Source organism: Amantichitinum ursilacus, assembly GCF_001294205.1.
In the GTDB taxonomy this organism is placed as follows: domain Bacteria; phylum Pseudomonadota; class Gammaproteobacteria; order Burkholderiales; family Chitinibacteraceae; genus Amantichitinum; species Amantichitinum ursilacus.
This window is the reverse complement of the sequence record NZ_LAQT01000037.1, coordinates 76080-96754: the sequence shown is the minus strand read 5'-3', so window position 1 is coordinate 96754 and position 20675 is coordinate 76080. Positions and strand designations below refer to the sequence as shown.

Genomic DNA, 20675 nt, shown 5'->3' with positions numbered 1-20675 from the left:
GGCAATGGCGCTTACCGCCGTTGCCACCCGCAGATCAATGCGTGGCCCACGGATGGGTGGCGATAAAGTCGCCCGCCAGGCCGCTGGCGCCATCCCACAAAATCTGCGCACCCAGACACAACAAAATAAACGCCGACAGCCGCATGAACACCACCGTGCCGGTGCGACCGATCAGGCTGAGCGCCTTGTCGGCATAGCGATCCACCAGATATACAATCAACGCTACGACCGCTACGCCCGCCACGCTGGCCAGCGGCAGCACCACGCGATGCGCGCTTTCGTCATGGATACCCACGCCCAGCGTGATGGCCACCGTGATCGAACCCGGACCCACCGTAAATGGAAAGCTGAGCGGAAAAAACGCGCGCTGGCGCAATTCATCGCGACGTTGCGGGGTTTCGATGGTTTCAGTGGCGTCGCCGATCGGCTCGCTGGAATCGCCGGCATTGCTGTCGTTCAGCAATTTCCAGCCCGCCGCCGCCACCAGCAAGCCGCCACAGACCCGCACAATCGGCAACGACACGCCAAAGAAATCGAGCACGTACGTACCGACAAACATGCTGCCCAGCAACAGACAGAAACAATAAATACCAATTCGGCGCGCTAATACCGCGCGTTCGGCCGAGGTATAACGCGCCGTCATCGATAAAAAAATCGGCGCAGCGCCGAGCGGATTGACGATGGGAATCAAACCCGCCAATACCAGCAATAACTTGGTAAAAAAAAGTGCGATATACGGGTGCATAACCACCTGGCTGTGACAGAGGCCGCGGGCTGATCGCCGCAGCGCATTCTTGTTTATAAAATAAAACTGGCCACGCCCTCTTTATGCGCGCCAGCAGTGACCTCATATCCCTCTGCAGCAATTATTTTCCGCAGCAAAGATCGCGGACGCCCAATGATGCATAACGTATCGCAGGATTTCCACGTGCAAATGAACCAGGCACGCTAGAATCCGCGCACCGGGCCGCAAATGCGGCCCTTACCTTTTTCGCCTGAGGAGCAAATATGGCTATTACCGTAAACGGCGTCGAAATTACCGACGCAATGATCCAGGCGGAACTGCCGCATCATGACGACGCGCCCAATGCGCATGACGCGACCGTGCAGGAACTGATCCTGCGCGAACTGCTGCTGCAAACCGCCAAGGCCGAAGGCCTGGACACCACGGTGCCCGAAGAAGCGATTGGCGAGCTGCTGTCCACCAAAGTGGCCCCGCCAGCGGCGACTGAAGAAGACTGTAAAGACTTCTACGCCAAGAACCCGCAAGCGTTTGTGCGCGGCGAACAAGCTGAAGCCAGCCACATTCTGTTTACCCCGGAAAACGGCGTCCCCGCCAGCCTGCTGCGCGCCAAAGCCGAAGGCATTTTGTCTGAGCTGAAGGCCGAGCCGTACAAGTTTGAAGCGCTGGCCAAGCAACATTCGGCTTGCCCGTCCGGCCAGCAAGGTGGCGCGCTGGGCCAGTTTGGCCGCGGCCAGATGGTGCCGGAATTTGATGCCGCCGTATTCAGCATGGGCGAAAACGAGCTGCTGCCCGAGCTGGTGGAAACCCAGTTTGGTCTGCACATCATCCGCACCGGCAAAAAGACTGCGGGCGAAGCCGTGGGCTATGACGAAGTCAAAGATCGTCTGGCTGAATTCCTGACCGAAACCAACTCGCGCCGCGCCATGCATGAATACCTGCAAAGCCTGGTGCAAAAAGCCGATATCCAGGGCTATCAGCTCTAAGCCTGCTGTTTAAGCGGAATCGCAAATGCGGCGCGTTGCCCTGGTGGGTGGCGCGCCGATTGTTCCGCTCGGTTATGATGCGCCGGTGAGTTTTAACCCGGACATCGTCATCATGTATTCCGTCGATCAAGCGCTGAGCCTGTTACTCGACAGCGCCACCCCGCTTTCCCCCCTCGATGCTGACACCGAAGCCGTTGCGCTGAACCACGCGCACCATCGCGTGCTGGCCCACGACATCACCGCCCCGCTGGACGTACCTGGCTTTGATAACAGCGCCATGGACGGCTACGCGCTCCACATCCCCGACTTTGCCGCGCCGCCCGCGACATATGCCATCGTGCAACGCATCGCCGCCGGCGAAACCGGGGCCGAACTGGCTGCCGGCCACGCCGCGCGCATCTTTACCGGCGCGCCGATACCAATGGGCGCCAATGCCGTGGTGATGCAGGAAGATTGCAGCGTTAGCGGCGACACGTTACGCGTCAACTTTCAGGTTAAACCGCAACAACATATCCGCCCGCGCGGCGATGACGTGCGCGCAGGCAGCGTAGTGCTGCGCGCAGGGACACGTTTGCGCGCGCAAGAACTGGGCTTGCTGGCCTCGCTGGGCATCGCGTCGATCACGGTAATGCGCCCGCTGCGCGTGGCATTGATGTGCACCGGCAACGAGCTGGTGGAACCGGGCCAGGCGCTGGGCGCGGGTCAGATCTACAACAGCAATCGTTATCTGCTGAATGCGCTTCTGACCAGCCAGGGCTATCAGGTGAGCGACTTTGGCATCGTGCGCGACGACGCCGTTACCACGCGCGATACGCTGCTCAAGGCCGCCGCCGAACACGATATCGTGATGACCACGGGCGGCGTTTCGGTGGGCGATGAAGACCACGTTAAAGCCGCCGTCGAAGCCCACGGCGCGCTGGATCTGTGGCGCATGGCCATCAAGCCGGGCAAACCGTTTGCACAAGGCCATATCCGCCGCGCCGACGGCAGCCACGCCAGCTTTATCGGGCTGCCGGGCAATCCGGTATCGGGCTTTGTGACCTTTCTGGTGCTGGTTAAACCGTTTCTGGCCAAACGCCAGGGCGCGTTGGCCGACACCACCGAAATCCAGCGTTTTCCTGCCGGGTTTAGCCGCGGCGCACAAACGCGGCGCGAATATCTGCGCGCCAATCTGATTGATGGTCGCGCCGTGCCGGTGGCCAACCAGGGCTCGGGCGTGCTGACCTCCGCCGTCATCAGTTCGGGCCTGCTGGTGGTGCCGGAAAACGTGGCCGTGCAGGAAGGCGACTTGCTGCAATGGCTGCCCTACGCCAGCCAGCTTTGAATTTGCATCAATCAGGCCACCCAGCCCGTTGTGATTTCCTATGATCAAGACACCATGAAAACCCTCGAACTTCGCTATTTTGCGCGACTACGCGATGCGCTGGGCTGCCAAGCCGAACGCGTCGACGTGCCCGCCGACATCGACACCCCGCGCCAACTGATCGCCTGGCTGCGCCAACGCGGCGGCGCCTGGGACAGCGAACTCTCGGGCCAGCGCCCATTTCGGGTGGCCATCAACCAGGACATGAGCCAGTTGGACGACCCCATCCCGCCCGGCGCTGAAGTGGCGATTTTTCCGCCCGTGACCGGAGGCTGAGATGGACGCGCAGGTTCGCATTAGCGTGCAAGAAGCCGACTTCGATCTGACGGCCGAATACGCCGCGTTACGCCACGGCGAACAGATCGGCGCGATCGTGTCGTTCTGCGGCCTGGTGCGCGGCTGGGATGGCGGCGTGGCGATGCGGCTGGAACATTATCCCGGCATGACCGAACGCGCCTTGCTGCAAATTGCCCATCAGGCGCAGGCGCGCTGGCCATTGACCGGCATCACGATCATCCACCGCGTGGGCGAGCTGCACCCCGGCGCGCAAATCGTGCTGGTGCTGACGGCCAGCGCGCATCGTCGCGCGGCGTATCAGGCCAATGAATTCATCATGGATTATCTGAAAACCGAAGCGCCGTTCTGGAAACAGGAAGTCGACGCCACGGGCGGGCATTGGGTAGACGCGCGCGAAACCGATCAGCGCGCGCGCCAGCGGTGGGAGGCAGAATATGACGGTTGATGCGGTTATCCTGGCGGGTGGCCAAGGCCGACGCATGGGCGGACGCGACAAGGGCCTGGTGGCGCTGAACGGCCGCCCGCTAATCGAATGGGTGATCCACGCGCTGTCGCACCAGAGCGTGCCGGTTAACCACCTGCTGATCTCGGCCAACCGCCACCTGCCCGACTACGCGCGCTTTGGCTACCCGGTGCTGCGCGATGTGCGCCCCGATTATTCCGGGCCGCTGGCAGGCATCCACGCCGCCATGCTGGCCTCGCCCGCCGATATCCTGCTCGTGGTGCCCTGCGATGTACCCGCATTGCCCACCGACCTGCTTGAACGCCTGCTGCACGCGCTGGACGAAAGCGGTGCCCAGGCCGCTGTCGCGCAATCCAGCAACGGCCAGATCCACCCCACGCTATGCATGCTGCGGCGCGAAGCGATGGCTTCGATCACCGACCGGCTGCAACGCCAGCAATTAAAACTGGGCGACTGGCTGGAAAGCCTGTCCCCCGTCTTCGTCGAATTTGCCGACGCCACTTTTCCGAATCTGAACACCATGGACGATCTGCAAGCGCAACAAACCGGCGACAGCAACGGCACGCTCACTCACTTTGACGCCAGCGGCCAGGCGCATATGGTGGGTGTGGGCGCCAAACTGGAAACCCACCGCATGGCCCGCGCCTGCGGCGAAATCCGCATGCTGCCCGCCACCCTGCAACTGATCGAAGCGGGCAACCACAAAAAAGGCGACGTGCTGGGCATCGCCCGCATCGCCGGCATCATGGGCGCCAAGCGCACGCCCGACCTGATCCCCCTGTGCCACTCCATCGCACTGACCCGCGTCACGGTGGATTTCCGCATCGACAGCGGCAGCAGCAGCGTGCGCTGCGAAGCCACTGCCGAAACCGTCGGCCGTACCGGCGTGGAGATGGAAGCGCTGACGGCGGTGCAGGTGGCGCTGCTGACCATTTACGATATGTGCAAAGCGGTGGACCGCGGGATGGTGATGACGGGGATCAAGCTGGTGGAGAAGGTGGGGGGCAAGTCGGGGCATTGGCGGGCGGAGTGATCCCGGCAGTGGGCGCTCCTTGCTGCATGGATGGTTTCCATGGCTAGCGCCCGGATTTGACTGTCGCTGCGGCGCGACATTGATGCAGATTTGAATGCGCAACAATGGCCGGATCTGGCCGATTCCGCGTACAAAGAGTGCGCGAAGCTGATTGCCAACTCTGGCTCAGCCGCCCCCTCTTTTTCCAGGAAGTCTTGTGCATCATCGATCCGCGTTCTGGCTATGCTGTCTGCCGTTTATTGCCACAGCCGCTCTCGCCGTCCCCGCAGCGGCAGCCAGCAGCAGCACGACGCAAATCCAGTGGGTTGCGCCCCTTTGCGTGGAAGGTGCAATCAGCAATTCCGCATGGGTGGACGAGACGCTTGTGACTGGCGTCGCGCAGGCCCACGTGCCGCTTTATAAAACCTGGCCGCTGCAATGCCAGGGCGAACAGTGCACGACCAGCATGTATTTGCTGCCCCAAGACCTGGTCCGCGTCCGCAGCCAATGCGGGGACTGGGTTTACGTGGATTACATCAGCCCGCAATTGCGACTCACGTCGGGCTGGATGAGTGCCGCAGCGATCAAGCAAGGCAAACCCGGGGGCGGCGATAGCAACGGCCTGATCAACGCAATCCAGATCCGACAGGCTAAAACCCCCGTCGCCACACCGACCGGTCATCACGCGGAGTCCTCCTCCAACATTTGCCAAACGACGGCCAATTTGCAAACCCTCGGTATCCTCGAGCGCTATCGCGTGCCGGGCAAACATGAGTACAACTTTAACGATTTACGCGGATTAACTCGCGCTACGGATCCGCTATTACAAGACGTTGGCGGATGGGCCTGGCGCGTAGATCTGGACGGCCGGGGCAGGCGGGACTACGTGCTGATCTCCAACTTGTACAGCCAGACAGAAAGCGGGTTTGTTCTTTCCGGCACCTATGACCTTAACGCTCCCGATGCTTCGGCGGCGCAACTCGAATTTATCAAGCTGGGTAAATCGTATTATTTTGCGGCGTACGATCCCGATTTATCCGGCCTTTATCGGGTTAAAAGCAGCGGCGCAGTCACTCAGGTCTGCGCTTTTGAGCGTGACAAAAAACCAGTATCTCAATTGACCATCGGCGCGGACAAAGAAATATGCCAAAAAGCGGCGACTGATCAGATTAAAGACATCACGCTTTCGCAATCGGATTTGCCACCGTTGCAAGACCCGCGCGCAGGCCATCAGACGCAAGCGTGGACGGTGGACGGCACTGCCGATATCGACTTGCGCAATAACGGACATACAGAGCAGATTGCGCTGCTGCGAATTGCGGGCAACGAAGGGCGCTACGGTCAGGCCGTCGCCGTTCTCGCCGGAAATCCCGCCCGAATAGCCGCGACGCCTTTTAATACCTGGTTGCTTGAGGTGATATCGGGCGCAATGACCTACAACTCGCCCATTGGCTTGCTGAGCGATGGCGACGTTAATTATCTTGATTTGCACCACTACTCCGGCAATCGCTCGATTATTCTGCTACGTGATCAGCGGGCGGAATTGGTATGTCAATTTGCCGGGCGTTACGCCCCTCACCCAGTACCAACGGACGATGCATCGACGATAGAGCAAGGCGTCAAGGCGCAATAAAACCGGGTCTCCCTCGATGACTTTAATTGTTGAATAAGGCAATCAATGCGTTTAAATCGATTTGTTGCTGCCGCGGCGTTTCTGGCAAGCCCATTTCTGACTACGTCGGCCATTGCGGAAGACGCCTCCGAAGTCGCATCCGCCAGCGTCACCGGCATGCACGATGCGGGCCTGATACTGTATTCCAAAGTCGATGAATTGCGTCAAGCGTTGCTCGAAGATGCGGACAAGCACGATAAGGTGCGTGTGATGTTCCGGGTGGTCAGCGCCGCTAATCAGCAGCCGATGCCGGACGTTAAAATCAATCTGTGGACCGAGGATGCGGTTTATCCGGTGCCATTAAAGAACAATTTTCTGGCGCTGGACGATATTCCGCGCACCAATGATCCCGAGGCGCAATTCTCATCCAATAAAAAGAAGGGCGCGCTGGAATTCGATTTATATCTGTTTGCCGTATTACCGGATACGCAGCGTTTTTCAGCGGCTGATGCGCTGGCGGCCATTGATCAGGCCAACGCAATTCGCACTGCGGTAGTCCCGTGGTATTTCCGCGTGTTTATTCCGCGCTTTGAAAGGCTGGAAGCCTGCTCGACCACGCCGCCGGTGTACACGCTGGATGGGCAATCATGGGCTGCGGCGCCCTCCGTAGAGGCCGGCTGTGTCTCGATTACCAGCGCGGCGCTCAAGGCGCATCCGCAGGCGCAGTTTGCCTCGGCCAATACGGTGAGCAGTTATCGTTTGCGTGGCCCGGGCGCGGATGATTGATAAATCGCCTCTTTTTCGGTCATTCCACCCGCACTGTATCGGGCTGCTTTTTGAGACTGCCCGCACTCGCGCAATCGGCCTGAAACCTTGCGCCAAAACAAAAAGCCCCGCATCTGCGGGGCTCAAATCTTCACATAGGTTCCAGCGCCAACCTCTGTCAGCATCCGTTTCGGAGATGTCTGAAGCCAACAGGTCATCTCCCCTTCCCAACAGAGAAGGTGACCCACGGGTTTCATACGAATGCATCTTCAAAGGAGTTCTCTCTCGAGAAGCTGGAATCTATTGTGAAACTCACATTGAAAATATCAGTTGGCAAAGCCATCAGGCTGCAGCTTGATTGCAAAGTTGTGGCGTTGATGGCTGTGCTTGCCGTGTTAGGCAAGTTGCTTCTCTAACCACTTAACCGGCCCGGACGTTAGCGCGAACGGGCCGTTTTCTTTGCCTGCAACCAGCCGCCAGTTTCAGCGTGTGGTGGATGGATTGTCAACGCGACATATGTCCTTTGCTCTGCTGCGCTGTCCTGGCTAGCCAGAATTAAAGTCCGCCGTATGTGGCCAAGTCTGCCACATGCAAGCGCGCCGCTTGGCACCTGGCCGACTCGGCTGTTAGGTAAGGCATCACGTGCAACAGGCGAGGTGTCATCGCTATCTGTTTGAATTTCATAAATATTGTCAAGCGCAAATTCCTCTCCACTGACGCAACACAATAACTTATCCGACAATTAGCATTCTTGATAATTTCTTTGTTTGTAATTTATAGTGTGTAGGACTGCTTCTCGTTCAGATCAGGCCGCACACCTACACTCACATACAAACTGGAACGATCATGGGTCTTTTGCGCTTTTTCCTCGCGCTGTCTGTCATCGGCGCGCATGCCAACTCCACCGTGCTGGGCTATTACGGTATTCGTGGCCAGTACGTGGTCGACTTCTTTTTTATTATTTCGGGCTTCTACATGGCCATGGTTTTGAATGGCCGTTACAAAGACACCGACCCGCTGCACTTTTATCTGAACCGGGTACTGCGCCTGTTTCCCACCTATTACATTGGCCTGATCTTTGCGTTGCTGATTTCCTACCACGAAATCGCCAACTTTTTCGGGCAACTCGACTTTGGCGCCAAGCTCTATTTCATTTTTCAGAACCTGTTCATCATCGGGCAAGATGCGTCGTATCTCGTTTGCGCCCATCAGGCGATTGCCACACAGGGATGCGCTGATCCCGTAGGTATGGCGATCAATCCGCCCATGTGGTCGCTGGCGGTGGAGTGCTGTTTTTTCCTTGCGGCGCCATTCATTCTCAAGAGTGAAAAACGCACCTATTTGATGGTATTGGCAGGTTGTATTTATTCAACGGCGTTGCACCGTATCGTGTTTCCACTGGAAGGTATTGAGGGCTTGCGCAATACCGAGGCCTATGCGTTAAACATGTATTTTTATCCTGCATCGTTTATCTTTTTCGGCGGCGGCGCGCTGGCATTCCACCTGAGCAAACGCACAACTGCTCCCAACTACATTGCGTTGGCATTTCTGGTGCTTGCGCTGTCGTATTCGTATACGGTGATGCCGGCGTGGCACATGTTGCTGATCGCAACCATGATTCCAGTGCTCTTCAACTACACCAAAAAGAACAAGTTCGATCGTGCTTTAGGTGACCTGACTTACCCCGCATACATCCTGCACTTTCCATTCGTGGTACTGCTTGAGCCCGTCGCCAAGGCGCACCCCGAGTATTTCCGTTTTGTGAGTATGGGCACCGTTGTCGCCGCCATCGCGGTCTTGCTGGGGCATCTTATCCACATCACGGTGGAAAATCGGGTAAACGCTTATCGCAAGTCTTTTGCGTTGAAGGCGGCGGAACGCGAAGTGTTAGGCAACGTCAATCCAACGCCATGGCCGCGTTATGCGCCTGTGGTGCTGGCGCTCTATCTGTTAGTGCCTGCGCCGATGCTGTTTTATATCTTCAAAAGCCAGACCGAACAGCGCCATATTTCCTGGGTGGATGCTTTACGGCATTCGCCGCGCCCGCACGGTGTTCCCGTTGATGCTGACAAACTGGGGCCCGCGCCTGCCGAAGAAGAAGCGGCTGCCAATTGAAGCAACTTGCCAAAAAACTGCCGCAGCGCGCCCTTTCGCTGCGGTCGTTTTGCGTTTGGATATCTGCCGACTCAATGGCTAGATTCCGCTCTCATGTTGCAGTGCATTACGAAATTTGCAAGAATAAACCACAATAAGCCTCTAAAAACTTACAAATCTCGTTGCAGCAAAGCGCAGCCATCCTGCTCAGGACTCACATGCCCTCTCCCCTTTCTCGCAGCGCCGTGCTCGCCGCGTATGCGGTCGCGGCCTTCTGGCTGATCTGGATCGTTTTATTTGCGCTCACCGTCACCGTTGACCTGCCTTTTTTTCATATTGATGGTGCATTCCAGACGGCTAGCGGCCTGTACCGGCTGAATGCGGGATTGTTTCCGGGGCGTGATTTTCTGCCGTATCTGGGTGTGGGGCCGCTGTATTTGATGTTTGTGCCGTTCAAGCTGCTGGGGGCCAATCTGGCGGCGTCGACTGCCACGGCCTGGATCGCCACCTTGCTGTCGGGCACGTTGGCCAGCGCCACCGTCATGCATCTGGCCACCGGGCAGCGCCGCTTTGCCGTGTCTTTTGCGTTGGGTAGCACGCTGTTTTTGCTGCCGCTGGCGCTGATCAAACTGTGGCTGCCACACACGCTGGAATCGCTGCCGCAATTTTTGCAGGCGGTATATATCCCCGGCGATTCATTGCGGCCACTGCGCGCGTTTGCGCCCTATTTGATGGTTCTGCTGTATAGCGCCGCCGCGCCGCGCCTGCGTAGCGCGTGGTCGCAAACGCTGGGCATGGCGGTGCTGGCGGGGGCAATGCTGTTGTGGTCTAACGATTACGCCTATCCCACCGCCCTGGTTTTTGGATTGCTGTTCGTGTTTGTGCTGCTGCCTCGGGTAGGCGGCGGCTGGGCGCATCGCTTTGCTTATGCCATTGCGGCGTTACTGGTGTGGTTTGTGTTGCTGGCAGTGCTAACGGCGGGTTCGCCGCTCAATATGCTGAGCTACAACTTTCTGGATGTGGCCAAAGACCAGTGGTGGCTGTTTGCGCCGTATGACGATACTTCGCGCATTTATTCGCTGGCGGAGGCCAGAAAGGTGGTGTACCCGGCCATCCGCATTCCGCTGTTGATCTTGCTGGCCGTTAGCGTGCTGGCGTGGCGACGGCACAACCGGCGGCTGGAATTGTTGGCCGCACTGGGCTGGACCACCTACGGCGGCGGCATGCTGGCTTCGATCGGCGGCCATCTGGTGGATGGCTACTTCTCGGCCTTTATGTTGTGGACGTATCTAACCTGCATCGGACTGGTGATTTCGCTGGTGCCGCGCATCGCCGGCCGCGCGCTGGCCGAGCCCCGCATCTGGCGCGGCATGCTGGGTGCAGTGGCGCTGGTTTCCTTGGTGCTGGCGGGTGCGCAAGGCGTGCGCTGGCGCAGTGACACCGCGCGCGCCGCGGCCGATACCAGTCGCTTCTATATTCCCGAACTGGGCGGCTATCTGCCGGAAACCTGGCGCAGCTATATCCAGCTGGCGCGCAATTTCAAGGGCACGGTCATCGAAGAATACTGGGGCCTGTTCAGCGCCACGCGGCGCAGTTTTTCGGGCTGGCATGTGGATGCGGTCATTCATGCGATGGGCTCGCAGCGCGCCAAAGCGGCGGCGGCGTTGCCCGATGCGGATTTGATGATCTCGACGCGGACCGATTTCCACCCGGCGCAGCAATGGAGCATGGCGCACGATTACTGGTTCTATCGCGAGCTGGCCTTGCATCGCAAAGTGATTGGCTATTCGCCCGCCACCGTAATCTGGACGCGCAAAACGCCGGCCGAGATAACCACGCCCACCGTCATCGGCTGCCAGCCGCAGCAATCGCCGCCGCGCTTTGAATTTAACGCGCCGCAAGTCGGCTATTACGAACTGGATGCGCAATACCAGGTGGCCCAGGGCGGCGGCCGCAAATTGCTGATGCTGCAGACCAATATCAAAATGCCAGCGCCGCCGTTTATGGAGGCTTCGATCAATCCGGCTGGCACAGCGGTGCAGCAGATTGTGTACGTGGATAAGCCGGGGCCAAATTCGTTCTATCTGAAGGGCCACGGCAGCAAACCGTTTGCGATTAGCGCGGGTGCATGTAGTGCATTCCGCTTACCTGTGACAGACTCGCTGGCCTTTATCAACGCCCGGCCTTAGGCCACGCAGGATGTCATCATGAGCAACGCCAAAGTGCAGTTATATCTGGCCGTGCCATTTGCCGAGAAAGATCAGGCCAAAGGCATCGGAGCGCGCTGGGATGCGGCGGCGAAAAAGTGGTACGTGCCGCACGGGGCGGATATCGAGCCGTTTGCGCAGTGGTGGCCGGATGAATTGCGCGGTCAGGACGTGGCCGAGGTATTGGCGCAACTGGCGGCCACAGCCCCTGCCCCCAAGCCGCGCAAACCCAAAGCGGCGGCGACCGACGACGCCGCCGCGCCCGCGGTGATCACCGAACGCGCACCGCCACCTCCGATCGACCCCAACGATCCGCCGCCCTGGCTGTAGGTCTTTGGGGGAGGGATGGCCTAGCGTTTGCGTGCCAGCGTCATGCCATCGCCGATCGGCAGCACGCACAAATCAATGCGCTCGTCCGCGTGCAATTGCTGGTTAAGCATGCGGATGATGCCCACGCCCGGCGGTTCATCCGCAGTCGGCGTAGCGACGCGGCCACCTAGAAACATATTGTCGAGCACGATCAGCCCGCCCACGCGCAGTAGCTGTAGCGCGCGTTCGTAATAGGCGGGATAGCCAGGTTTGTCGGCATCAATCAGCACGCAATCGAAACTGCCCGCCTGGCCTTGCGCCAACAGGGCGTCGAACGTGTTTAGCGCCGGTTGCAGCACCAGCTTGATGCGCTCGGCCACGCCCGCGCGCTGCCAATGCTGCTCGGCCAGTGCGGTGAATTCGCGGCTGACGTCGCAGGCGACAACTTCGCTGCCCTCCCCCATCGCCAACGCTGCCGTCAGTGCGCTGTAGCCGGTAAAGGTGCCCGCTTCGATATAGCGCCGCGCGCCGATCAACTTCAGTAGCAGATCCAGTAGCGCGCCTTGTTCGGGCGCCAGTTGCATCTTGGCCAGCCGGTGCGTGGCGGTTTCGGCGCGCAAGGCGGCCAGCGCGGGGGCCTCACGCCAGGCAGTCCGGGTAAAGAAATCGACCATGGCGGGGTCGAGGGCAAGCGTCTGGCGCGTCATGTTTGAGCTCTACATCAACAAGGCCGCCACTGTATGACGCGGCCGGGCTTTGCGGCAAGCCCGCCGGGGCTGGCGGACGGGGCTAGCTACCAAGGCCGGGCGGGGCCAGCATTTCACCCTCGTACATCGCCAGATCGCGCGCGGAAAAGCAGCAGAAAATCACCTCTTGCGGCATGGCCGGGTCTTCAGTGACTCCTCGCACCGTATTGATCGCGATGCGGGTGGCCTCATCCAGCGGATAGCCGTAGACGCCGGTGCTGATGGCGGGAAACGCAATCCGCTGGACGCCGTGCTCCGCCGCCAGTTGCAGGCTGTTGCGATAACACGCGGCCAGCAGAGCGGCCTCGTTGGCGTGGCCGCCGTGCCAGACCGGGCCTACCGTATGCACCACAAATCGCGCCGGCAGATCAAAGCCCGGTGTAATGCGCGCTTCGCCGGTGGGGCAGCCGCCCAGTTTGCGGCAGGCTTCCAGCAAGCGCGGCCCGGCGGCGCGATGAATTGCGCCATCCACCCCACCGCCGCCCAGCAAAGCGCTATTGGCGGCGTTGACGATGGCGTCCACGTCCAGCGTGGTGATATCGGCATGGATGGCGCGCAGCAGGCTCATGGCGGACCTCGGCAGTCGGCAGGATGGGGAAGACGCTAGGACAGTGGCATTAAGCGATCGGTTTCCGGGTGCCCGCGCTGCGCGCGGCTAACCCTGTGCGCTTCATCGGCCGACGCTGAGCCCGCAGTGTAAATATTACCCGGCTTGGCAGTACACCTTGGCGGCGGCGCGCGTCGTTTACGTAAACGACGCGCAAAAGAAACCCCGGCCCAAGGGGAGAATGACCGGGGTGTAATACGCCCCGGCGCTAGGCCGAGGCACCCGCTCAGGGAGGAAAAGCGGGAGGTGCAGGGGCGCACCTAGCTTTTAGGATAGAAAGCTACGCGAAAAGTTCAAGGAATTATTCTGCGCCGTCTGTCACTTCAGGCTCAATGGCCTCAAACCATTGACCGACAACGGTTTCCGTCTCTTCGGCACCTTGTTTTTTCAAGCTGGAGAATAATTGCACCGTGACTTTCTCATTATCAACAAACTCTTTTTGCACTTTGCGTAGCACAGTTTGCTTTTCTTGATTAGAGAGTTTGTCAGATTTTGTAAGCATGATATGTACCGGTTTGCCGGTGGGCAAAAACCAGTCCAGCATGCGGCGATCAAGCTCCAGCAAGGGCCGGCGCGAATCCATGATCAGCACCAGGCCGATCAGATTGGGGCGCTCGGCCAGGTAGCGGCCCAGCATGGTTTGCCAGTGGCGGCGCACCGCTTCGGGTACTTCGGCATAGCCGTAACCGGGCAGATCGACCAGGCGGCGGTCGTTGCCAAAATCGAAATAGTTGATGTGTTGCGTGCGGCCCGGCGTCTTCGAGACGAAGGCAAGGCGCGTATGGTTGGCCAGCGTGTTGATGGCGCTGGATTTGCCCGCATTGGAGCGGCCGGCGAATGCAACCTCCACCCCTTCGAGGGGCAGCATACGCAGGTCATTAACAGTGGTCAGAAAGCGGAGTCCGCGAAACAAGGGCATGGGTGTGTAGTCTGGCTTTTGGTCTTGATATAGAATATCAGGATTTGACACGCCGCCGGTCCTGCCGACGGGAATACCAATAAACACAAGGGAGCTAGTTATGCGCAGCGCGCCTGTTGCAGCCCTGTTCACAGCATTAGTGATGATGAGCGGTAGCGTATTTGCCGCAGGGCCCACCAAAGGCGATCCCGCCAAGGGCAAGGAAATCGTGGACAAAGTCTGTGCCGCTTGTCATGGCGCGGATGGTAACAGTGTAGTCGCGGCTAATCCGCGCCTGGCTGGCCAGCATCCCGAATATATCTACAAGCAGCTGACCGAATTCAAGACGCAAAAGCGCAAGAACGCCGTGATGTTTGGTATGGCTTCGACGCTGTCTGACGACGACATGCACAATGTGGCTGCGTATTTCAGCCAGCAAAAACCGAAAGAAGGCGGCGCGTCCGACAAGACGCTGATCGCGACCGGTGAAAAAATCTATCGTGGTGGCATCGCCGCCAAAAACCTGCCCGCCTGTATGGCCTGTCATGGCCCCGCTGGTTCGGGCATGCCGGCCCAGTTTCCGCGTGTGGCTGGCCAGCACAGCGCTTATGTGATTGCGCAACTGAATACCTTCCGCACTGGTGAACGCAACAACAACCAGGTGATGGTCGACGTAGCCGGTCGGATGTCGGACCAGGATATCAAGGCCGTCGCCGAGTATATCCAGTCGCTGCATTGATTTGCCCACCCATGCGCCAGCACGCTTTGTTGTGTTGGCGCAGTGAATACAAGAGGGGCGCTTGTCGCTCCTTTTTTGCATTATGAGCCCCGCCATCGCCCGCCCTAGCCGCCAGGTCCCATTCAGCCGTGCCTTGTACGAGCTGCTTTCTTCAATGCGCTTTGCAGTGAGCTTGCTGGCGATCGTGGCGATTGCTTCGATCATCGGAACGGTGCTCAAGCAGGGCCAACAGTTCATCGACTATCGCATCGAGTTCGGTGATTTCTGGTTCGGGATTTTCGACCCGATCGGGCTGTTCGATGTGTACCACGCCAGCTGGTTTCTGGCGATTCTGGGCTTTTTGATGCTGTCGACGTCGCTGTGCATTTATCGGCACGCGCCCGGCATGGTCAAAGACATCCGCAGCTATCGCGAACACGCCGGCCGCAATTCGCTGCGCCTGATGGCGCATCACGCCGAAGTAGAAGGCGAAACCGTCGTCGACCGCCAGGCCGCACAGGAATACCTGAAGCGCGCCGGTTATCGCTGGCGCATCAACGACGCCAACGGCGTGTGGTTGCTGGCGGCCAAGAAGGGCTCGGCGCAACGCCTGGGCTATCTGTTCGCACACGCGGCCATCGTGGTCATCTGTATCGGCGGTTTGATGGACGGCAATCTGCCCCTCAAACTCCGCGAAGTGGTGGGCAACAAAAAAGCCGAAACCCGCGATATTCCCCAAAGCAAAGTACCGCCCGAAAGCCGGCTGGGCACCGGCAACCTGTCGTTCCGCGGCAATGTAACGCTGCCCGAAGGCGCGGTGGGCGACGTGGTATTCCTGAGCGAAGGCGAAGGTTACTTTGTGCAGGATCTGCCGTTTGCGCTGCGACTGAAGCAGTTCCAGGTGGACTATTACAGCACCGGCATGCCCAAGCGTTTTGCGTCCACCATTGATGTGCTGGATCGCAAAGACGGCAAAATCATCAAGAGCGGCGTGGTGGAAGTGAACAAGCCGCTGGTGGTGGATGGCATCGCGATTTATCAATCCAGCTTTGGCGATGGCGGCTCGGCGCTGCAATTTACCGCGTGGGACCTGGGCGGCGGCGGCGAGTCGAAGCTGAACGCCACGTCGAAGAGCACGCAGAACATCACGCTGGATGGCAAACCCTACACGTTGGAGTTTGGCGACCTGCGCGTCACCAACGTCGAGAACATGGGCAAGCCCGGCAGCGGTGATGTGCCCAGCGGCGACACGTCGACCGTAGCGGTCAACAAGGTGGAGCAAGCGCTGGCGTCGGCCCAGTCGGTTAAATCCAGTCGCAATCTGCGCAATATGGGTCCGTCGATCCAGTACAAACTGCGTGATCAGGCTGGCCAGGCGGTGGAGTATCTCAACTACCTGTCGCCGTTCTACGCCGATGGCGCCACCTATTTGCTGGCTGGCGTGCGCAAGGACATCACCGCGCAATTCCAGTTTATCCGCGTGCCGCTGGACAGCGAAAACAAGAGCGACGCGTATATGCGCCTGCGCAATGTGATGCTCGATCCGGCCAATTATCCGGAAATCGCGCGGCGCACCGCCAACAAGGCCTTTGCCGATGGCGGCTTTTCCAGCACGCGCCGCGATGATTTCCAGTCGGTGACGCAAGCCATCCTGCAGCAGTTCGGGCACGGTGGTTTTACCCAGATCGACAAGTTTATCGAGAGCAAGGTGCCGGCCGACAAGCGCGCCGCAGTGGCACAGACTTATCTGAAAATTCTGCAAAACGCCACCGTCGACGCCATGGATGTGGCACAACAGAAGGCTGGCCTGCCGCCGCTGCCCATGACCGCCGAAAACTACCACTTCTTGATGGATAGTCTGGTGGCCACCAGCGGGTTTTATGAATACGGCAGCCCGGTGTTTCTTCAATTTGACGCATTCACCGAAGTAAAATCCAGCGGCTTCCAGCTAACGCGGTCGCCGGGCGAACCGGTGATTTTCTTCGGTTCCATCCTGCTGGTCATCGGCATATTCTGCATGTTCTATCTGCGGGAAGAACGTGTATGGCTGCGCATCGGTGATGGCCACACGCTGCTGTCGCTGGCGGGCAACCGTCGTCCGGCAGAACTTGATACGACGTTTGCTGCACATCGCAACGCCTTGTTGCCCGCAATACCCCAAGGAGAATGAGCATGAGCACGCTCAGCCTGAACCGGCGTCATCCGCTGGATTTTGTTTTTGCCGTCCTGATGGTGCTGGCGGCTGGTTTTGCGTTTAGCCGCTACGGCGCGCATATGGATTATTACGAGCAAGGCATTCTGGCTGGCGTTACCACAGGCCTGATCTGGTTTGGCTGGTTCTGGCCCGCCATGCGCTGGTTTCTGCCTGCGGCGGGCGTACTGGCGCTGATTGCCACCGCGGCCTATGGCAATGATCTGAGCCGCGCACAGCATGCGTTTTTGCTCAAGTATCTGCTGGCCAGCCAGTCAGCCGTGATGTGGATGTGCGTGCTGTATGTGATGTCGACCATCACTTATTGGTTTGGCATGCTGCGTCGCTCCGAAACCGCGCTGGGCATTGCATCGGGCATGAGCTGGACCGCCGCATTGGCCGCGCTGACGGCGCTGCTGGTGCGCTGGTACGAAAGCTATCTGATTGGCGCGGACGTGGGGCATATCCCGGTTTCGAATCTGTATGAAGTGTTCATCCTGTTCTGTCTGATCACCACGTTGATGTATCTGTACTACGAAGCACGTTTCAAAGCCCGCAGCATGGGTGCGTTTGTGCTGCTGGTGATCTCGGCGGCGGTGGGTTTTATTCTGTGGTATTCGCTGGATCGCCAGGCGCATGAAATCCAGCCGCTGATTCCCGCGTTGCAATCGTGGTGGATGAAGATCCACGTGCCGGCCAACTTTATTGGCTACGGCGCGTTCTCGCTGGCAGCCATGTTAGGCGTGGCGCAATTGCTGGTCTCGCGCAACGTACTGGCTACACGCCTGCCCACCTACGAGACGCTGGGCGACGTGATGTACAAGGCCATCACGGTGGGCTTTCTGTTCTTTACCATCGCCACCATTCTGGGCGCTGCCTGGGCGGCGGATGCATGGGGCGGCTACTGGAGCTGGGACCCGAAAGAAACCTGGGCGTTGATTGTGTGGCTTAACTACGCGGCGTGGCTGCATGTGCGCCTGGTTAAAGGCTGGCGCGGCAATGTGCTGGCGTGGTGGGCGGTGGTGGGTTTGCTGGTAACCACCTTTGCCTTCATCGGCGTGAACATGTTCTTGTCTGGTCTGCATTCGTACGGCGGCCTGTAAACCACCCAGTCGCTAGTCGTCGACAAAAGGGCAAACCCGCGGGTTTGCCCTTTTTGTTATGTGGTATCCAGAAGGCCTGTTCATTACGAGGCTTTCGCGCCAACATCCATCCGACTGACGAGAATGCCGAAAGCTTTACGCCAGAAGCACCGTCTATCTCCGCCCACAAGCCGTCTGTCTCGTAAGCGTAACAAGCCGCCCTACGTGCTTTGCGTTACAGGACAATTGCAGTAAAACACGAGGCTCTAATATGTGTGTGCACTGCTTCACTCAGAAAGCGGGCACCGACGTTCTCGGGAGGGATCGACAATGCTCGACGTGATTTACCGCAAGACTGAACGGGGCGTGGAAGAGATCACCACCCGCGCCAGTGGGCTGTCGCTCAAACTGCGCCAATTATTAATCATGATTGACGGCAAGACGCCGAACCACGCGCTGCCGCTGGCCATGGATGAGAAAGAACTGGTTCACCGGCTATTGGAGCTGGAATGGGATGGGCTGATCGAGCGCCACGGCAGCATGCCCGCGCCCAAGGCTGCAGCGCCCGCGCCTGCGGCCATGCCATCGGGCGTTGCCGCAGTACACGCCACCGCCAAGCTGCCATCCAGCCAGATCGCACGCATTCGCGCGATTCTTAACGTGAGCAACCACACGCATCACGGCACGCTGGATAATCTGATCAGCCAGATGGACACCGTGCACACGCTGGGCGATCTGGAACGCGCGCTGGCGCAGTACCTGACCGCCATGCAGCAACGCGGCCGCGAGGCCGATGCACAAAGCACGCTGGCGCAGATTCGCCAGGTATTGCGCTAAGCGCTTGCGTTAGCGGCAGGACGGATGCGGGCAGCCAGCAAGCGCTGCTCCACCGCCTGCCAATCGGGCGCCTGTTCCGCCGCCACGATCAACTCAAAGCGGGTATCGCGGCGCCAGGCCGAGAGATTGGCGCTGGGGTAGCCATCTACCCAGTCAAAGCGATACCAGTCGCGCTCGGTCTGGAACACGCCCTTGGCCCGCTGCAGCCCCACCAGGTCTAGACTGGTCGCGTCGTTCATCGCTTCAAACAAATCGGCAATCGCGCCGCTATCAAACATCACCTGATCGCTAAACACCCAACCGCAGGCATGCGAGCCCAGGCTGGATTGCGTCTTGCGCACCGGCAGATCGCCTTGCGGCAATTCGGCAGACGCGGCCACGCTGGCGGGTTTGCGCGAGGGGGTTAATGGCGCGTGCTGATGCGCCTCGGGCAGTTTGTGCTCGGAGATCCAGCGCGCGGGGTCCAGCGGCGCATCCAGCAAGGCCGGGTCGATCACGCCTTTGCGCGTGCTGACCATCGCCAGCTTGGGCGGGAACAAGGCGCGGCCCATGGCTTCCGCGCGATCAATCTGCTCGGCATCGGCCAGATCCACCTTGTTCAGCACCAGCACATCGGCCAGTTCGATCTGATCACGCCAGGTTTCGTTGCGGGTGTAGCGGGCGTCTTCCAGGTGGCGGGCGTCCACCAGCGTGAGCACGGCGCGCACTTCGAAGGTCTTGGCCATAAACGGATCGCGCAACAAATCGATAATGCCGGCAGGATGGCCCAGGCCCGAGGGTTCGATCAGAATGCGATCCGGACGCCGCCCTTGCACCAGCTTGTTCAGATTGACGCGCAGCATCGGGCTGGTGGTGCAGCAAATGCAGCCGCCGGGCACTTCTGCCACCTGCAGGCCATCGCCCGCCACCGACAAGGTCGCGCCATCGATACCGACTTCGCCAAATTCATTGACGACCACGGCCCAGAATTCGTCCGCAGGCTTGCCCGCCAACAAGTTAGCGACGGCGGTGGTTTTGCCCACACCCAAAAAACCGGTGATCAGATTGACCGGAATACGTGCTGCGCTGGTTTCAGTCATGCTTCGGGCGCCTTTTTGTGGGGCCGCTTTTTAGCGTCGTCGGTGTGCAGTTGTTGCATGGCGGTTTCCATATCGCCCGCCAGCATGTGCTGCAGCAGGTTTTGCGCACGCACCATGGCGCCATCGATCAACGCTTGTTCTTCTTTGCGCGGCGGCTTCAGCACAAAGTTAACCACCTCGTTGCGATCGCCCGGATGGCCGATGCCGAGGCGCAAACGCCAGAAATTGGGGGTCGATAAATGCGCCTGAATATCCTTCAGACCATTGTGGCCGCCGTTACCGCCGCCCAGCTTCAGCTTGGCCTGGCCTGCGGGGATGTCCAGCTCGTCGTGCACCACCAGAATCTCATCGGGCAGCACGCGATAAAACTGCGCCAGCGCCACCACCGACAAGCCGCTGCGGTTCATAAAGGTTTGCGGTTCCAGCAACCACACGTCTTTGCCATGTAGCCGCGCCTTACCCACCAGGCCGTGGAATTTGCTTTCGTGGCGCAAGCTGGCGCCGCCTTCGCGCGCCAGTTCATCGATCCACCAGAAGCCCGCGTTGTGCCGCGTTGCTACATATTCAGCGCCCGGATTACCGAGGCCCACTATCAGTTTGATCGCCATGTCTGAAGCTTGTTGAGGCAAAACGCCATCATACCGTTAGCACCGGGCCGGGTCAGCGT

Annotated in this window: 20 protein-coding genes and 1 pseudogene; 15 read left to right on the top strand and 6 right to left on the bottom strand. The window is 59.4% G+C overall.

Translation table 11 applies throughout. The annotated features are described in order from the left end of the window. Positions 1-34 precede the first annotated feature (34 nt). On the bottom strand, positions 35-745 hold the full coding sequence (locus WG78_RS20585) for a MarC family protein (RefSeq protein ID WP_053939721.1): 711 nt from the start codon (positions 743-745) through the stop codon (positions 35-37). Positions 746-1008: 263 nt separating this feature from the next. Between WG78_RS20585 and WG78_RS20580 the strand changes: the two genes are divergently transcribed. The 11 genes and pseudogenes from WG78_RS20580 to WG78_RS22865 all read left to right on the top strand — a co-directional run bounded on the left by WG78_RS20580 (position 1009) and on the right by WG78_RS22865 (position 11871). Next, a complete protein-coding gene (locus WG78_RS20580) occupies positions 1009-1728 on the top strand; it encodes a peptidylprolyl isomerase (RefSeq protein ID WP_053939720.1) in 720 nt (239 codons plus the stop codon). Between the two features lie 25 nt (positions 1729-1753). Then, positions 1754-3052 carry a molybdopterin molybdotransferase MoeA gene (locus WG78_RS20575; protein WP_236692090.1) on the top strand — a complete coding sequence of 433 codons (1299 nt, stop codon included), beginning with the start codon at positions 1754-1756 and terminating at the stop codon, positions 3050-3052. Positions 3053-3106: 54 nt separating this feature from the next. Next, positions 3107-3367: a MoaD/ThiS family protein gene (locus WG78_RS20570; RefSeq protein ID WP_053939719.1), complete on the top strand. Its 261-nt coding sequence runs from the start codon at positions 3107-3109 to the stop codon at positions 3365-3367. Position 3368: 1 nt separating this feature from the next. Next, the gene (moaE, locus tag WG78_RS20565; protein WP_053939718.1) at positions 3369-3833 is read left to right on the top strand and encodes a molybdopterin synthase catalytic subunit MoaE; all 465 of its coding nucleotides are present in this window, start codon (positions 3369-3371) and stop codon (positions 3831-3833) included. After that, positions 3823-4374 (top strand): annotated as a pseudogene (gene mobA / locus WG78_RS23215) (molybdenum cofactor guanylyltransferase MobA); the annotation flags it as partial. The gene moaE and the pseudogene mobA, both read left to right, overlap by 11 nt. Continuing rightward, entirely contained in the window at positions 4372-4884 is a 513-nt protein-coding gene (moaC, locus tag WG78_RS23210; protein ID WP_053939798.1) for a cyclic pyranopterin monophosphate synthase MoaC, read from the top strand. The pseudogene mobA and the gene moaC, both read left to right, overlap by 3 nt. A gap of 196 nt (positions 4885-5080) precedes the next feature. Beyond that, positions 5081-6496: a hypothetical protein gene (locus tag WG78_RS20555; RefSeq protein WP_152969333.1), complete on the top strand. Its 1416-nt coding sequence runs from the start codon at positions 5081-5083 to the stop codon at positions 6494-6496. Positions 6497-6541: 45 nt separating this feature from the next. Next, the gene (locus tag WG78_RS20550) at positions 6542-7261 is read left to right on the top strand and encodes a hypothetical protein (RefSeq protein ID WP_053939716.1); all 720 of its coding nucleotides are present in this window, start codon (positions 6542-6544) and stop codon (positions 7259-7261) included. Positions 7262-8086: 825 nt separating this feature from the next. Next, positions 8087-9355 (top strand): acyltransferase family protein, encoded by a 1269-nt coding sequence (locus tag WG78_RS20545; protein WP_053939715.1) that lies wholly within the window; start codon positions 8087-8089, stop codon positions 9353-9355. A gap of 197 nt (positions 9356-9552) precedes the next feature. Next, positions 9553-11523, top strand: a complete 1971-nt coding sequence (locus tag WG78_RS20540) for a hypothetical protein (RefSeq protein ID WP_152969332.1) — start codon at positions 9553-9555, stop codon at positions 11521-11523. 18 nt (positions 11524-11541) lie between these two features. Further along, a complete protein-coding gene (locus tag WG78_RS22865; protein ID WP_053939713.1) occupies positions 11542-11871 on the top strand; it encodes a DUF5710 domain-containing protein in 330 nt (109 codons plus the stop codon). Between the two features lie 20 nt (positions 11872-11891). Here the strand turns inward: WG78_RS22865 and WG78_RS20530 are convergent, their stop codons facing one another. The 3 genes from WG78_RS20530 to yihA all read right to left on the bottom strand — a co-directional run bounded on the left by WG78_RS20530 (position 11892) and on the right by yihA (position 14122). Next, on the bottom strand, positions 11892-12557 hold the full coding sequence (locus WG78_RS20530; protein ID WP_053939712.1) for a class I SAM-dependent methyltransferase: 666 nt from the start codon (positions 12555-12557) through the stop codon (positions 11892-11894). Between the two features lie 82 nt (positions 12558-12639). After that, complete coding sequence (locus WG78_RS20525) at positions 12640-13164, bottom strand: O-acetyl-ADP-ribose deacetylase (protein WP_053939711.1); 525 nt, start codon at positions 13162-13164, stop codon at positions 12640-12642. A gap of 340 nt (positions 13165-13504) precedes the next feature. Further along, positions 13505-14122, bottom strand: coding sequence for a ribosome biogenesis GTP-binding protein YihA/YsxC (gene yihA / locus WG78_RS20520; protein ID WP_053939710.1), 618 nt, complete (start codon positions 14120-14122; stop codon positions 13505-13507). Between the two features lie 100 nt (positions 14123-14222). Here yihA and WG78_RS20515 point away from each other — a divergent pair, with 100 nt between their 5' ends. The 4 genes from WG78_RS20515 (at position 14223) to WG78_RS20500 (ending at position 18929) form a co-directional block, all read left to right on the top strand. Next, the gene (locus WG78_RS20515) at positions 14223-14840 is read left to right on the top strand and encodes a c-type cytochrome (protein WP_053939709.1); all 618 of its coding nucleotides are present in this window, start codon (positions 14223-14225) and stop codon (positions 14838-14840) included. A 166-nt stretch (positions 14841-15006) separates the two neighbouring features. Next, positions 15007-16989, top strand: a complete 1983-nt coding sequence (locus WG78_RS20510; protein WP_236692089.1) for a cytochrome c biogenesis protein ResB — start codon at positions 15007-15009, stop codon at positions 16987-16989. 2 nt (positions 16990-16991) lie between these two features. Next, positions 16992-18113, top strand: a complete 1122-nt coding sequence (ccsB, locus tag WG78_RS20505; protein WP_053939708.1) for a c-type cytochrome biogenesis protein CcsB — start codon at positions 16992-16994, stop codon at positions 18111-18113. Between the two features lie 309 nt (positions 18114-18422). Next, a complete protein-coding gene (locus tag WG78_RS20500) occupies positions 18423-18929 on the top strand; it encodes a hypothetical protein (RefSeq protein WP_053939707.1) in 507 nt (168 codons plus the stop codon). On the opposite strand, the gene WG78_RS20495 is transcribed toward WG78_RS20500, so the two are convergent. Both WG78_RS20495 and pth read right to left on the bottom strand, forming a co-directional pair. Beyond that, on the bottom strand, positions 18926-20008 hold the full coding sequence (locus WG78_RS20495; RefSeq protein WP_053939706.1) for a CobW family GTP-binding protein: 1083 nt from the start codon (positions 20006-20008) through the stop codon (positions 18926-18928). The genes WG78_RS20500 and WG78_RS20495 overlap by 4 nt on opposite strands. Next, positions 20005-20616 carry an aminoacyl-tRNA hydrolase gene (gene pth, locus WG78_RS20490; RefSeq protein ID WP_053939705.1) on the bottom strand — a complete coding sequence of 204 codons (612 nt, stop codon included), beginning with the start codon at positions 20614-20616 and terminating at the stop codon, positions 20005-20007. Before pth ends, WG78_RS20495 begins: the two co-directional genes overlap by 4 nt. Positions 20617-20675: the final 59 nt, after the last annotated feature.